Annotated in this window: 5 protein-coding genes and 2 pseudogenes; 5 read left to right on the top strand and 2 right to left on the bottom strand. The window is 60.2% G+C overall.

Annotation, left to right across the window (positions count from 1 at the left end; all coding sequences use genetic code 11):
- Nucleotides 1–251 precede the first annotated feature (251 nt).
- Nucleotides 252–1,025: a class I SAM-dependent methyltransferase gene (locus DH10_RS04720; protein WP_192384294.1), complete on the bottom strand. Its 774-nt coding sequence runs from the start codon at nucleotides 1,023–1,025 to the stop codon at nucleotides 252–254.
- Nucleotides 1,026–1,901: 876 nt separating this feature from the next.
- On the opposite strand from DH10_RS04720, the gene DH10_RS04715 reads away from it, so the two are divergent.
- From DH10_RS04715 to DH10_RS04705, 3 genes and pseudogenes are all read left to right on the top strand, one after another.
- Nucleotides 1,902–2,903 (top strand): 4-hydroxyproline epimerase, encoded by a 1,002-nt coding sequence (locus tag DH10_RS04715; protein ID WP_192384292.1) that lies wholly within the window; start codon nucleotides 1,902–1,904, stop codon nucleotides 2,901–2,903.
- Nucleotides 2,904–3,168: 265 nt separating this feature from the next.
- Nucleotides 3,169–4,197 (top strand): IS110 family RNA-guided transposase, encoded by a 1,029-nt coding sequence (locus tag DH10_RS04710; protein ID WP_192384290.1) that lies wholly within the window; start codon nucleotides 3,169–3,171, stop codon nucleotides 4,195–4,197.
- Between the two features lie 199 nt (nucleotides 4,198–4,396).
- Nucleotides 4,397–5,089, top strand: a pseudogene (locus DH10_RS04705) (transposase); the annotation flags it as partial.
- 90 nt (nucleotides 5,090–5,179) lie between these two features.
- Here DH10_RS04705 and DH10_RS04700 read toward each other — a convergent pair.
- Nucleotides 5,180–6,193, bottom strand: a pseudogene (locus DH10_RS04700) (IS256 family transposase); the annotation flags it as partial.
- An 864-nt stretch (nucleotides 6,194–7,057) separates the two neighbouring features.
- On the opposite strand from DH10_RS04700, the gene DH10_RS04695 reads away from it, so the two are divergent.
- On the top strand, nucleotides 7,058–12,229 hold the full coding sequence (locus DH10_RS04695) for a DEAD/DEAH box helicase (RefSeq protein ID WP_192384288.1): 5,172 nt from the start codon (nucleotides 7,058–7,060) through the stop codon (nucleotides 12,227–12,229).
- A gap of 4 nt (nucleotides 12,230–12,233) precedes the next feature.
- Nucleotides 12,234–14,999: a DEAD/DEAH box helicase gene (locus DH10_RS04690; RefSeq protein ID WP_192384286.1), complete on the top strand. Its 2,766-nt coding sequence runs from the start codon at nucleotides 12,234–12,236 to the stop codon at nucleotides 14,997–14,999.

Here is a 14,999-nt window from a genome sequence, read left to right as displayed (position 1 = left end):
ATCCTGCTGGCGCTTGCTGCTTCAGCCGCGAAACCGGATACTTCCCCCCGTCTCCGCGATCATGCCGTCTCAATCGCTTAACCGTTGTTCAGGGCGGACTTCATACTTCATACCGCTATGGTGAAAGAGGCGCTCGGCATAGTTCGGCAGTCGGCAAAAACATGCAAGCTGGCCAGATCGACGATCTGCTGCCTTGGACCTACAGACCTGTGCCGCTCAAGGCCGTGGCATGAGAACGGCGGTTACTCTAATTAGAACGGGCGGCGGCCCCTGAGATGGCAAGGGATGAGGTCGCCAGAATCGAGCGCTGCCTGACGGCCCTTGGCATTGAAGAGACATCCTTCGGCTATCTCCGTTCCGACGATCGCCGCAAGCTTTTGGAGTGTCGGACCCTCAAGTAGCGCAACCTCCTTGCGATTGGCCTCCTGTAGTTTATGGCGGAGATCGGTGATCATCAGTTCGGCGAAACCTGCGTTAATGAGTGCCTGGAGAGCGGCAGCTGGCGTCGTGAAGGCGAATTTCGATAGCGATTGCGATTCCGCGAGCCATTCGTGAACTATGCCGCTCTCGGCGGCGCCTTCAGACCAGAGCCAATCCGCGGCAATGAACCAGCCGCCGGGCTTCAGCACGCGCAGGACCTCTACATAGAGAGCCGGCTTGTCGGCGATATGCAGCATCGCGTCCTTGGAGAAGACTAGGTCGAAGCTGGCATCCGCAAACGGGAGCCTGCCCGGTGCGACAAGCTTGAAGATGACGCGACCAGCGAGCCCCTTCCTCGCCGCGAGGTCACGAGCCGATTTGATCAGATGCGGCTCCACATCGATGCCGATGACTGCGGCCGCGCAGTGCTTGGTCGCCAGCAGCACGTCGACGCCGCCTAGGCCAGAACCGATGTCCAACACGCGGCCGCCAGAAAGGTCGATGTCCTCCAGCATCTCCGCGACCTTCTCCGGCCCGCCCGGAGAAAGCATGCCTTCGCCCCAGATGAGTTCCACGGCATCGGTCACTTCGGTGGGATAGTTCATCAATGGCTCTCCAGTGAGTGGTAAGAAGTGAGTGATTTGTCGCCCGGCTGCTTTGCCCTCAGTCCGCGAGAGGTATCCAGTCGCCCGGTGCGTTGTGCCACCTAGGGACCTCTTCTGTGCGTGCCGTGCGGCGGTCTGAAGATCGTCGGCGTCTTTCTAGCCTCGCTGGACCTCAGACCTTGTCCCGAGGCTACATCGTCAACGAGTTTTCGGCGTTAAGAGTCTGCGAATTTTAGTTCGAGTTTTGTTGCAGGTTTTGTTGCAACCGCAACCGTTCAAAGTTTTGAGTGCGTCTTTGCAAAGTCGGACAAGGCGCCTTCCGCCGCACCAGTGCGGGTTTTTCACTGACGGGGAGGGTGGCTACCTGGTATGACAAGTTGGTGATTGCGGCTGGTGCATGGGCCGGCGCGCCTAGCCAAGACCATCGGCGACCGCGTGTTGCTTGAAAGCGAACGCGGCTATCAAGATACCAAATTCTGAAGTGACGCTTTCCCGGGAGGTCAATTTGGCAGAGCGCAAGGTCGTTGCTACGCCAGGGTATACAGGATCACAACCGGCGGCGCGCTGAATTCGCGGGACTGGAGGCGTCGCCCCTAATTATCATCGAGTGACGCGTTAGCAAAACTTGCGAAGGTTTACCTCCCGGATCTCATATCAGCAGAGGGCACAATGGATCAGGCATCGTCCAAGACTCCCGTCACACTTCCGGTGATCGGTTTCCCGCGGCGCCCCAATGCGTCATCCATGCCCTATGGTCCTAGGCATTGTGGTCTGGCGCTTGGGCCGACGATCGGGCGGCTGGTCGCGGACATGGTTGCCGAAAGACAATCTTACACCCTTTTCCATCAGCCGTTTTTCCTAATCTGGAGGACAATCATGAATCCCCATACCTTCATATGCATCGATGCCCATACATGTGGCAGTCCCGTTCGCGTTGTTGCCGGGGGAGCTCCTATACTGCCCAACGTCAGTATGGCCGAAAAGCGTCAGATATTCCTGCGGGACTATGACTGGGTGCGCCAGGCGTTGATGTTCGAGCCTCGCGGCCATGATGTCATGTCGGGCTCCATTCTCTACCCCCCGTCACGTGAGGATTGTGATATCGGTGTGCTGTTCATCGAGGTTTCCGGCTGCCTTCCCATGTGCGGCCATGGCACCATCGGTACCGTAACCGCCGCACTGGAACAGGGTTTCGTGGTGCCAAAGAACGAAGGACGGCTGGCGCTTGAGGTGCCTGCCGGGCGCGTCGAGGCGGAGTACACACGAAACGGTCGTTTCATTGATGAGGTCCGCATCTACAATGTGCCGGCCTATCTTCACGCAAGTGACGCAAAAATCGACGTTCCAGGCATTGGAGAGCTTATTGTGGACGTCTCCTACGGTGGCAACTTCTATGCCATTGTGGAACCTCAGAAGAACTGGACCGGTCTCGACAGCATGACCGCCGACGATATCCTCAAGGCTAGCCCGGTTGTGCGCAAATTGGTACAGGATGCCGTGGGGCCTGTGCATCCAGACGACGATCGGATTTCTGGGGTGAGCCATGTTATGTGGGCTGACAAGGCCAAGCACCCGGAAGCAAATGCACGCAACGCCGTGTTTTTCGGTGAACGCGGTATCGACCGCTCGCCTTGTGGCACCGGCACCTCGTCTCGCATGGCACAGCGTGTTGCAAAGGGGTTGCTGAACGTCGGGGAAACGTTTGTCCACGAGTCGTTCATCGGCACGCTATTCCATGGTCGTGTGGAGAATGTGTCGGAAGTTGCAGGACTTCCTGCCATTCTTCCGAGCATCGGCGGATGGGCGCGTGTCACCGGTTATAACACCATTCTCGTCGATGAGCGCGACCCACTCGCCTTCGGGTTTCAGGTAAAGTGAGGAAGCCATGATCGTCGAAGAACGCGACTACCGTATCCGCCCAGGTCGGATGGTGTCCCCCGAGGTGGTGTAGCTGGCGGCATTGGTCGCCTTGCTGTCCGGCAGGGCCGGGCTGATCAGCGGGCCACTGCGGGCAGGCTGATGAGGGGATCATCGCTCAACTGGCCGACGCTTTCCAGATGGGGTGGATGCCAGCCTTCTCCGGCGGCATCGCGATGTGCCAAGTTTGTGGTGTTAGAGCCACGCAAAGGAGAGGCAGGCATCCATGGAAAAGGTTACCATCATTGGGGTCGATCTGGCAAAGAACGTGTTTCAGCTGCATGGCGCGGCGGCTGACGGATCAGTCGTGTTCCGCAAAAAACTGTCGCGCCTGCAGTTTTGCAAGTTCATGGCGGGTCAGCCAACATGTGTAGTGGCGATGGAGGCGTGCGCCGGTTCCCATTATTGGGCTCGCGAGATGGTCCGGCTTGGCCATCAGCCGAAGCTGATTGCACCTCGGTATGTCAAGGCGTTCGTCAAGCGGCAGAAGAACGACGCAGCGGATGCGGAGGCGATCGTCGAGGCAGCGCAACGGCCAACGATGCGCTTCGTCGAACCGAAAACCGAGGAGCAGCAGTCTCGGTCCATAATGTTTCGCACCCGAGAACAGCTGGTCAATCAGCGCACTGAGTTGGTCAACGCATTGCGTGCGCACCTGTATGAGTTCGGCCACATCGCGCCGCAGGGAATTCGTTATCTGAACCGACTTGAATGTTTCGTTGAGGACGAGAAAGCCAATTTGCCTGATCTGGCCCGCGAAATCTGCCGCGATCTGCTGGACCGGATCTACCAGCTAACTGGCCGGATCGACGCACTGAAGAAGAAGATCGATGCTCTGTCGAGGGAAGCTGAGGCATCTCGGCGCTTGCAAACCATGCCCGGCGTTGGCCCCATCGCCGCACTGGCGATCGAAACTTTCGCGCCGCCGATGGAGACGTTCAAATGCGGCCGTGACTTCGCCGCCTGGCTTGGGCTCGTCCCGTTGCAGAAATCGACCGGCGGCAAGCAACGACTAGGAAAAACCTCGAAGATGGGCCAATGCGATATTCGACGCCTGCTCATCATTGGAGCCATGGCTGTGGTCCAATGGGCATCGCGGAAGGGCGCGCCCGAGGGCTCCTGGCTCGCGCGCATGATGCCGAAGAAGCCGCGCATGCTTGTGGCCATTGCGCTGGCCAACAAGATGGCGCGTGGCATCTGGGCCATGCTGACAAAGGAAGAGGATTACCGGAATCCGGCAACGGTGCCTGCATGAGCATTCAGCAGCACACCTGAAGCCGGTTCGTCGGGGAATGTGAGGAAGGCCTGAACCGCACGGGCAAATGATCGATCAGATCGGGGTCAGGAAAACCAGAATGACGCACCGAGCCTCACGCTCGCTTTCTAGATTTGGACCTGATCCGCGCATCACCATACCGGCCCGCGGCACGTCATGGCCGCAAATCAAGGCCTGACACAAGACCGAACTCGATCGGCTTGCCGAGGATCTGGCGACCCTCGACCAGGAGATTGCCGAGACCACGCTGGACGATCCAGCGATCAGGCGTCTGCTCAGCATCACCGGCGTCAACCTGGCTGTGGCAGCGGGGCTGATGGCGGCGATCGGCGACATCGCTCGCTTCAAGAGCCCCCAGAAGCTGGTCAGCTATTTCGGCCTCAATCCGCGTGTGCATGAGTCGGGCCTCGGTGCCGCACATCATGGCCGGATCAGCAAGATCGGTCGCAGCCACGCCCGCGCGATGCTGGTGGAGGCCGCCTGGGCGGCCGCCAAGGCCCCGGGTCCGCTGCACGCGTTCTTCGTCCGTATCCGGGCCAGGCGCGGCCATCAGGTTGCCGCCGTCGCTGTAGCGCGCAAGCTGACGGTTCTATGCTGGCATCTGCTGACGAAGGAGGAGAACTACCTCTGGGCGCGACCAAGTCTCGTCGCCCACAAGGTGCGCAGCATGGAATTGCAGGCCGGCAAGCCGCAGAAGAAAGGCAACAGTCGCGGACCCGCGTATGCCTACAATGTCAGGGAACTTCGGAACCAGGAGATGCGCGTAGCCGAACAGGCCCAGAAGGGCTACGAACACTTTGTCGAGGTCTGGCGCCCGCGACCGCCAAAAGAAAAGGCGCGCGGGCGCCTCAATCCGGCAAGGCTTGAATAAGGCTGCCCGGCGGCGCTTTCAGCCGATGCGCCGCGCTTCGCCACGAGGTCGCCCGCGCCGTTGAAGGATACCACGACCGGAAAGAAAGCGCTTGTCGATCTCATCCGTCGAGTGCAGCTTTGCCCGATGCTCCTTCGGGAAGGTCATGTAGGCGAGCACATCGGGTTCGGCGTCGTCGAGGATGGCGGCGAGCTTCGGGACCTTCGGCCGGATCTGATCCGCGACGGCGCGCCACTGGGCGCTGGCTGCCTCGGGTGTCTCCTGGGCGAAGGCGGTGGCGATGAAGGCCGAGACGACGCGGCGCCCACTCTTGCCGGCATGCGCCAACACGTTCCTCATGAAGTGGACGCGGCAGCGCTGCCATGTGGCCGAGAGAACCTTTGTGACGGCCGCTTTCAGTCCCTCGTGTGCATCGGAGGCGACCAGCTTCACGCCGCGCAGGCCGCGTCTGGTGAGCTTGCGCAGAAACTCCGTCCAGATCGGCTCTGCCTCGGATGTGCCGATCTCCATGCCCAGCACCTCGCGGCGGCCGTCGGTGTTGACGCCGACGGCGATGATGACGGCGATGATGACGGCAACGGAGACGATGCGTCCGCCCCGGCGGACCTTCAGGTAGGTGGCGTCGATCCACAGATACGGCCAGTCGCCCTCGATCGGCCGTTCGAGGAAGGCCTTCACCTTGCCGTCGATCTCCTCGCACAGCCGCGAGACCTGGCTCTTCGATATCCCCGACATGCCCATCGCCTTGACCAGGTCGTCGACCGAGCGTGTTGATATCCCCTGGACATAGGCCTCCTGGATGACGGCCGTCAGTGCCTTCTCGGCCATGCGGCGCGGCTCGAGAAAGCCCGGGAAGTAAGAGCCTTTCCTGAGCTTCGGGATGCGCAGCTCGACCGTGCCGGCCCGTGTCTCCCAGTCCCGGTCGCGGTAGCCGTTGCGCTGCGCTGTCCGGAGCGGGTTCTTCTCGCCATAGGCAGCGCCGGTCGCGGCACCCACCTCCATCTCCATCAGCCGCTCGGCCGCGAAGCCGATCATCTCACGCAAAAGATCAGCATCCGCGCTCTTCTCCACGAGCGTGCGCAGGTTCATCATGTCGTCGGTCATCGGTGGTCCTTCCAGGAACGGGTTGAGTGTCGACAACCAGACCCTACCGGAAAGCGCCGATGACCACCGCGCTACCAGCTACACCACGTCCCGGGACGTCACCCCAGGTCGCACTGCCGAGTTCCATCGAGACATACAAACGACCTTGTTATCCCAGAAAGAGATTCTCGGAGGTTCATAGGACATTTCGTGTGCCCCGCCGAGGCTCTAACCGCAGCCGAATGAAAATTCCCTTGGAAGGTTAGGGCGAGGTGCCGCTAAGCATGGCAATTTGAAGCAGGTAAGCGGCGAGCGTGGGCCGTTGGAGGCGCAGTCGCGTTCGGGACGTGTCGATCCGGTCGAGCGCAGTAACCTCCGCGAAGGTTGGCGTGGGCGCTGTTGCCGGCTCGCTTGCCGCGGAGCCTTAGTCGCGGCGAGATAGTCCTGCACCAGCGCCACCCAGCGCCGTAAGGATGAGATACTTTGGACTAACCCGCTCCGCGATTGTGGAGCGGCAAAGAGGGAGTGTGCCGCCGGCGTAGTGATGGTGTTGATCGCGATCGTCTGTCGTGCCTGATCATGTGTCCACAACAACCTCCGACTGCGTCAGCATGGAGTGGGGCCACAAAAACAAGCGTAATCCTTCATTGAAGTTACTCTTTTGCAGCATAAGATCGCCGGACTGGCGGCAGCACCGTTGTCATGCTTGTGGGGATGAGGACTATTGGCTGGTACGAAAAGCGCTCCGCATGGGGAGTCGGTCAGAAAACGAATTCGCTTTAGGATGGCTCTGTCTATCCAGAGCATGTTTGCAAATTTTCAATGAAGTCACGCAAAAAGAGTTTTTGCAGACAATAAGAATCAAAAGTGATGGCGAGATAGGCAATGAAGGCATTTGAGTTCGACCATCGCCTTATCGATTCCTACGCCCGCTTCTCGCGGTCGTTCAGCACTATTCGCTCTGCGGACCTGAAATCCGAACTCGATCGCCAGTACGATGCTGGACGTTTCTGGCCCGACGCGCTGCTCTCGCTCAATCCTAGATATCTTCAGGGCCCGACTGTCGATGATCTGGTCGCTTCGGGTGATCTCGACGACGCGACCGGCAAAATATTCCGTTTGGGGCAGTCGTCTTTGCGTTTTCATCGCCACCAAGCGCAGTCCATCGCAAAGGCCCGGGCCGGGCAGAGCTATGTCGTCACAACTGGAACTGGCTCGGGCAAATCGCTGTGCTTCTTCGTGCCGGTGGTCGACGCGATCGTCCGCGCGAGAAGGGCCGGGAAGCAACGCAGGACCAGCGCCATCATCGTTTATCCGATGAACGCGCTGGCCAATAGCCAGTTGAAAGAGATCGAGAGGTTCATCGCCCAGTCCGGTCTTCCAAGCGAACTGAAGCCAGTCGTGCGGCGCTACACCGGCCAGGAAAATCAGGAACAGCGACAACAGATTGCAGACAGTCCGCCCGACATTCTACTGACCAATTTTATGATGGCGGAGCTTCTCCTGACGCGGCAGGACGCACTCGACACCAAGGTCATAGAGAACGCAGACGGTCTGAATTTCATCATTCTCGACGAGCTGCACACATATCGTGGCCGCCAAGGCGCCGATGTGGCGATTCTCGTCCGCCGCCTTCGCAACCGCTGTGCACCGGATAATGCGCTAATCTGCATCGGAACTTCAGCCACCATGGCGAGCGAGGGATCAGATATCAACCGCGCGCAGGCCGTGGCAGATGTCGCATCGCGCCTCTTCGGAACCCCCATTGGGCCGGAATCCGTCATTGATGAATCCCTTCAACGCGCGACGGATGATCTGCTGAAACTCGACGACGTGCGGCCGAAGCTTGCACAGGTCCTGACAACTGCGCTTCCCGATGTGCTCACGGATGAGGTCCTGCAAAGACACCCGCTGGCGGTATGGACCGAACTCGCGATCGGACTGGAAGACGCGCATGAACTCAAGCGCAAAAAGCCCATCCCGTTTGAAGAGGCCGTTTCACTCCTGTCAAAGGACAGCGGCATAGCTTTAGAAGCCTGTCGAAGTGGCCTCGAGACATTCCTGACCCGCATCAGCCTCCCGGAAACGGAGCGGGGCGGCTCATCCACCGGCGCATTCCTCGCGTTCAAGCTGCATCAGTTTTTTGCCGGCGCGGGAGAGGTTTTCACCACGCTGACTGAGCGACCCAGGAACGTCTTGTTCGAAGGCCAGCTTGAAGACCCCAGTGCCCCTGGCCACCGACTCTATCCCACTCGGTTCTGCCGGGACTGCGGCCATGAGTTCCACGTTGTCGCAAAGTCAGAGGACAGCGACGGCATTCGCTTCCTGCCGAGGAACATCGACGACACGCCACTCGAAGAGGAGGAAGGGGACACCGCCGGCTACCTGACGCCAACGGGCGATGGCGATCCCGAATATGCCTTCACAGGTGAGATCGAAACATATCCCGAAGAGTGGCGTGAGGAGCGCAACGGCATCGAACGGCTCCGGGCCAACAGGAAGCGCCGATCACCGCAAATGGTCACGATTGCCTCGGATGGGCGCTACAATTCATCGGGGAAGAGCTTCTGGTTCATACCGGGAAAATTCGGTTTCTGTCCGTGCTGTCTCGATCAGCCGCATCCCAGCATGCGGGAACGCAGTAAGCTCGCAGGCCTGTCCGGCGAAGGCCGCAGTTCAGCCACCACGCTTCTCGTCTCCACCGCCCTCGAATGGATGAACGGGCGCGATAGCGGCGTTCCCAAGGAGAAGCGCAAGCTCCTGGGCTTCACGGATAACCGACAGGACGCCGCACTTCAGGCGGGCCACTTCAACGACTTCTTGTTCGTCAGCCTCTTGCGCGGCGCGATCCTACGCGCCGTTTTGGATGCTGGCGAAGACGGCATGACCGAGGACGAATTCGGTCTGCGGGTGGTAAAGGCACTTGGATTTACCGCAGGCAACAAGGACGCACGGATCCACTGGATGTTGGATTCCGAAGCAGGCGCTGTTGTCCGCGAGGACGCCCAACGCTCACTCGCCAAGGTTCTAGCCCATCGGTTCTGGACAGATCTGCGACGTGGTTGGCGCTACACAAATCCCAGCCTTTCGGTCCTAAAGCTCATCGACGTTGCTTTCGTTGGGCTTGATGACCTCGCGGAGGACACCGAACGCCTCGTGGCTATCCTGCCTGATCTCGGGACCGTCGACGCGGCGGCACGCAAAACGATGCTGAAGCTGCTTCTCGGTGCCATGCTCGAAGGCCTGGCTGTCGGAACCGAAGCGCTCGATCTGACCGTGCTCGACACCGTCGCTCAAAAGTCGCGAAATCTCCTGCGTACGCCTTGGGCCATCGACGCAAAAGAGACACCGAGAGGTCGTACGACCCTGTTTCTGCAAGCTCCAGGCAAGGACCGGGTGGGACTACGGGAGGAGCAGACCATAATCCGCGCCGGACACAATTCCCGTATCGGTCGCCTTATTAATCGCAGGAGCGCCATAGGGACCAAGCTTGGAAAGGCGGACTACCTGACGGTGATGACTGGCCTGATGGAGCTCTTGGCCCGTGAGGGGCTGGTGTCACGCGTCGACATTGAGACAGACCTGCAGGGTTGGCGTCTGTCACCTTCTGCGGTTCGTGTTGTTCCGGGCGAGGCTATTCGGACAGGGGACGCGCAGGGGAACCGCTACTTCCATGATCTCTACAATGCGATCGCCGCCAACCTGAAAGCGGGCCATAGCAATTATTGGGGCCTCGAAGGGCGTGAGCATACGGCGCAAGTGTCCCAGAAACAGCGTGAATGGCGGGAGTGGCGCTTTCGCTTTGAAAAGGATGATCAGGAGAACCTTGCGGAGAATGCCGCTGACCTTAGGGCGGCAGGAGAGTCGGAGCAGTTTCTGCCCGCGTTGTTTTGTTCGCCGACAATGGAACTTGGCGTCGATATCTCGGCGTTGAATGCCGTCTATCTGCGAAATGTTCCGCCAACGCCTGCGAACTATGCCCAGCGCGCCGGCCGCGCCGGTCGCTCCGGGCAGGCCGCCGTTATCGTGACATATTGCGCCGCCCAATCACCGCACGACCAGTATTTTTTCGAACGGCGCAGTGAGATGGTAGCGGGCGTCGTTCGTCCCCCGGCGCTCGACATAACCAATGAAGAGCTCGTGCGCTCACATTTGCACGCCGTCTGGCTTGCCGAAGCGAAGGTCGCCCTGTCGCCTGACATTCCCGAGATCCTCGATCTGAAACAGCCGGACTATCCACTGAAGCTGGAGATCTACGAAGTTATCACCAGGCCGGCGCTGGTGATAACGGCGCGTTCCCCAATGAAGCGCGTTCTGGATCAGATACTTGCTTCAACTGAGGGTCGGAAGCCGGTTTGGATGGGTGAGCCGGATGACTTTGTCTCCGATGTCGCCCAGCGCGCGCCCAGGGAGTTTGATCGCGCCTTCGATCGTTGGCGAGAACTCTACAACTCCGCTCGTACGCAACTGATGGAGGCCAATGCCCGGTCTGAAATTACCGGCCTTTCGGGCGCCGACCGTCGACGCATCAAGGCCGCCCAGATGCAGGCGAGCGACCAGATCACCATTCTCGAGCAGGGCAAGGCCTCGAACGGCTCGGACTTCTATTCCTACCGCTATCTCGCGACCGAGGGCTTCCTGCCGGGGTACAATTTCCCTCGGCTGCCGCTCTATGCCTTCATCCCTGGAGAGGGAAAAACTGGCTCGTTCCTGCAGCGCGCCCGCTTCCTGGCCATCTCCGAATTCGGACCACGCAGCCTGATCTATCATGAAGGCCGCGCCTACAGGGTCATGAAGGCGAAGCTGCCGCCGGAAGTTCGTACGGGAGACGGGTCGGAACTCGCCACCAGGGACATCTTCATCTGTTCGAACTGCGGCGCCTGCCATGACGGCGAGGTTGAGCGCTGCCATGCCTGCAATACCCCTATGGCAGGCGAGGTCCCCGTGCAAAGGACGCTGAGGATCGACAACGTCGAAGCCGCACCCGTCGAACGGATCACAGCAAATGACGAAGAACGTGTCCGGCAGGGCTTTGATATTCAGACCGTCTTTTCCTGGCCGATGCGAGACGGCGGCCCCCAGGTAACTGAGGGCGAGTTCCGCTGCGATGAGGCCTCGATTCTTACCCTGCAATATGCCAACAGCGCCGAGATCAGCCGGATCAACAAAGGACTGAAGCGGCGAGCCAAACAGACCGTCTTCGGTTTCTATATCGACCCGCGCAGCGGCTACTGGACGAAGTCGGAAGACGAAGATGCGGATGTCGATGCGCCTCCGGATGTCGTGAAGCCGGTTCGGATCGTCCCCATCGTCCGTGATCGGAAGAACGCACTCCTGTTCCGTTTCAATGAACCCTCGGCCTATGCAGCCGAGACAATCGCCACGGTTCAGCATGCCCTAATGAGGGGCATTGAGGTGGTGTTCCAACTGGAAGAAGGAGAGATCCTCGGTGAGCCTCTGCCCGCTCGCGATAACCGCCGCGCCATTCTCGCTTACGAAGCCACGGAGGGCGGCGCTGGGGTGTTAAGCCGTCTGGTCGCGGAACCGCAAGCCCTCGGCAAGGTCGCCCGACAAGCGCTGGTTCTCATGCATTTCGAGAAGGTCGATGAAGCGATCGACGCGGGCAATGCCGAGTTGCTTGTCAGTCGCGGCGGGGAGGCCTGTGTCCGCGGGTGCTATCGCTGCCTGCTCTCGTATTTCAACCAGCCCGACCACGAACTCATCGATAGAACGAGCGACGAAGCCAAACAAATGCTGGTCGATCTCGCGCGGGGGCAGATCGAGCTGGCCGCTGCGTCGAGCATGCCAGCTGAAGGTGGGGGGTGGCAAAGCGCGTTTAACGAAGCAGGACTGCCGGCTCCCGACGCCTCTGCCGTCAGCTTTTCCGGTCAAGAGATGAGCTTCGCTTGGCGAAGTCATTTCGTTGCCGCTTGCATCGGTTTCCTGGCCGACGCAACGCGCGAGACAGCGGAAGCCAAGGGTTGGACGCTGTTCGAATTGCAAGGAACGGTGCCTGGGAGCGTCCCTGACGCAATGATCTCGATGCTTGGGGGATAATCCGATGACAGTGAATTTTGCCCCCGGAGATCTGGTCCGCGCCCGCGGACGTGAGTGGGTCGCGTTGCCGTCCCCACAAGACGGCATTCTGGCTCTCCGGCCCATATCGGGCAGCGAGAACGACATGGTGGTCCTCGACCCGGCGCTCGAAATCCAGCCGGTTGAATCCGCTCGTTTCGATCTGCCTGCCGACGCGTCCGCTACCGTTCAGGCGAAGGCAGCGCTGCTCGCTGACGCCCTGCGCCTGGCATTGCGTCGTGGGGCGGGGCCGTTCCGGTCAGCAGCGCAGCTCGCCTTTGAGCCGCGGACCTACCAGCTCGTTCCCTTGCTGATGGCCCTTCGCCTGCAGGTGCCCCGTCTTCTGATTGCCGATGATGTTGGGATCGGGAAAACGATTGAGGCTGGCCTTATCCTGCGTGAACTGAGGGACCGGGGCGAGGTTGATGCTTTCTCCGTGCTCTGTCCTCCGCATCTCGTCGAGCAGTGGGTGGGCGAACTGAGGATGCGCTTCGGAATAGATGCTGTCGCCGTGACTTCTGGGAGTGCTGCGCGGCTTGAACGCGGCCTGCCTCTCGCGCAGACGCTCTTCCATGCCTACCCCTATACCGTTGTCAGCCTCGATTACATCAAGGCGGAAAAGCGCCGTGAGGGATTTGCCCGTGCATGCCCCGACTTTGTAATCGTCGATGAGGCGCATGCCTGCGTGGGCACTCACAAGGGCAAGCAGCAGCGGTTTGAGCTGCTGTCCGGGCTGGCTCGCAATCCGGAACGGCGGATGATCCTTCTCACCGCAACACCCCATTCCGGCGACGAAGAGGCGTTCGGCCGCCTTCTCTCGCTTATCGAACCATCCTTCGGCTCTATGAGCTTCGATGATGCCCGATATCGCGAGCGTCTCGCACGGCATTTCGTGCAACGCCAACGCATTGATCTCGTCTCGGGCGAATGGGACGAAAATCGCGCTTTCCCAAAGCACGAGACAACCGAGTTCCCATACCGGCTGTTGCAGGCTCCTCTCAATTTTCAGGAAGCGGTTCTGGACTACTGCTTCGGCGTCGTCGCTCGGGCAGGGTTTGGGCAACGCGACCGGCGTCTGGCCTTTTGGGGCACACTCGCCTTGATGCGCTGTGTGGGCTCCTCCCCCGCGGCAGCCTTGAGCGCTTTGCGGAATCGCATGTCCAATGAGAGCGAACGTCTTGAACCTCAGATCTACGACGAGGATTCTGTTGACGAAGACGCTGTGGACATCGAACCCAGTACCGGCTTTGAGACTGATCCGACGCTTCTGGCTCTGGTAAGGCAAGCAGAGGAGTTGGTCCATAAAGCCGACCCGAAGCTAATAGCACTCATCGATGCTCTGACGCCGCTGATCAAGAAGGGCGCAAACCCGGTAGTCTTCTGCCGCTACCTGGCTACGGCAGAACATGTCCGCGATGGCCTTCGCAAGGCATTTCCAAAGCTGGTCGTCGAAGCGGTGACTGGTGTTCTTACCCCAGACGAGCGCCGCGATCGCGTGGCCGACATGGCGCCTGTCGATGACGAAAAGAACAATCAGCGTATTCTTGTGGCGACAGACTGCTTGTCGGAAGGGATCAACCTTCAACAACTCTTCGACACGGTCATCCACTACGACCTGTCGTGGAACCCCACCCGACACCAGCAGCGCGAGGGCCGGGTCGATCGCTTCGGACAACCGGCCGAGCTCGTTCGGTCAATCATGATGTTCTCACCTGACAGCGCCATCGACGGCGCCGTGCTTGAGGTCATCATCAGGAAAGCTGAAGAGATCCGAAAGGCGACGGGCGTGACCGTGCCGTTGCCGGACGAGCGCGGCCCGGTCACCGATGCACTTATGGCATCAATGATGCTGCGTAGGGGCGGAAGCCGACAATTGGCCCTGGACCTGCGGCTTGACGATGGCACGAAGGCGATGGAGGCGCGTTGGCGTGATGCCTCAGAAAGCGAGAAGAAATCCCGCGCGCGCTTTGCCCAGAACGTAATGAAGCCGCAGGAGGTAGCCCCCGAATGGGAGAAAGTCCGAACCCTGCTCGGATCACCTCAAGATGCGAAAATATTCATCGAAAGAGCGATGTCTCGCTTCGGCGTCCCGCTTGAACCCAGAAAATCGGTTCTCATCGCCCATGTCCATGCGCTGGAAGCAGGCCTCAGGGAACGCTTGAGCCAACGGAACCTGACCGGCTCGGTTCGCCTCGCGACGGTCGAACCGGCGCCATCGGGAACGGCGCTGCTGACCAGGACACATCCCCTGACGGCGACCCTTGCGGAGGCGCTGGTGGAAGCCTCACTCGATCCAGAGGCGCTGTCAGGTCTAGGGATTGGCCGGGTTGGCGCCTGGCCGACGACAGCAGTCCAGCAGTTGACCCGACTGGCTCTCCTTCGGATCCGGTACAAGCTGACAGTCCACGCCCGAAAAGAACGCCTGCTTCTCGCCGAAGAAGCCGTCCTCATAGCGATTCAGGGGGGAACGATCGTGGAGAGCGGCGAGGCAGCCCGCGCGCTCTTGAACACACCTGCCGCCGCTGACCTGGCAACATCGGCCCGAGACAGATTCATCACCAAGGCGAAGGAAGATCTGCCCTTCCTTGTTGCAGGCCCATTGGCCACATTCGTCCGATCTCGCGCCGAAGAGCTCATGCTGGATCATGCTCGTCTGCGGGCAGCAGCCGGATCCGCCTCGCGCGTCACCGTTGAGGCAATCTTGCCGCCCGACGTGATCGGCCTGTTTATTCTGATGCCGAGCGAGGCCTGA

It is taken from the genome of Mesorhizobium silamurunense, from assembly GCF_014843825.1.
Taxonomy (GTDB): Bacteria; Pseudomonadota; Alphaproteobacteria; order Rhizobiales; family Rhizobiaceae; genus Mesorhizobium; species Mesorhizobium silamurunense.
The sequence above is the reverse complement of the archived record's forward strand: the minus strand, read 5'-3'. Positions and strand labels throughout refer to the sequence as shown.

Bases quoted from the DNA above. Each gene is read 5' to 3' on its own strand.
- DH10_RS04710 (WP_192384290.1), top strand. From the start codon at position 3,169: ATGGAAAAGGTTACCATCATTGGGGTCGATCTGGCAAAGAACGTGTTT.
- DH10_RS04690 (WP_192384286.1), top strand. From the start codon at position 12,234: ATGACAGTGAATTTTGCCCCCGGAGATCTGGTCCGCGCCCGCGGACGT.
- DH10_RS04715 (WP_192384292.1), top strand. From the start codon at position 1,902: ATGAATCCCCATACCTTCATATGCATCGATGCCCATACATGTGGCAGT.
- DH10_RS04695 (WP_192384288.1), top strand. From the start codon at position 7,058: ATGAAGGCATTTGAGTTCGACCATCGCCTTATCGATTCCTACGCCCGC.
- DH10_RS04720 (WP_192384294.1), bottom strand. From the start codon at position 1,025: ATGAACTATCCCACCGAAGTGACCGATGCCGTGGAACTCATCTGGGGC.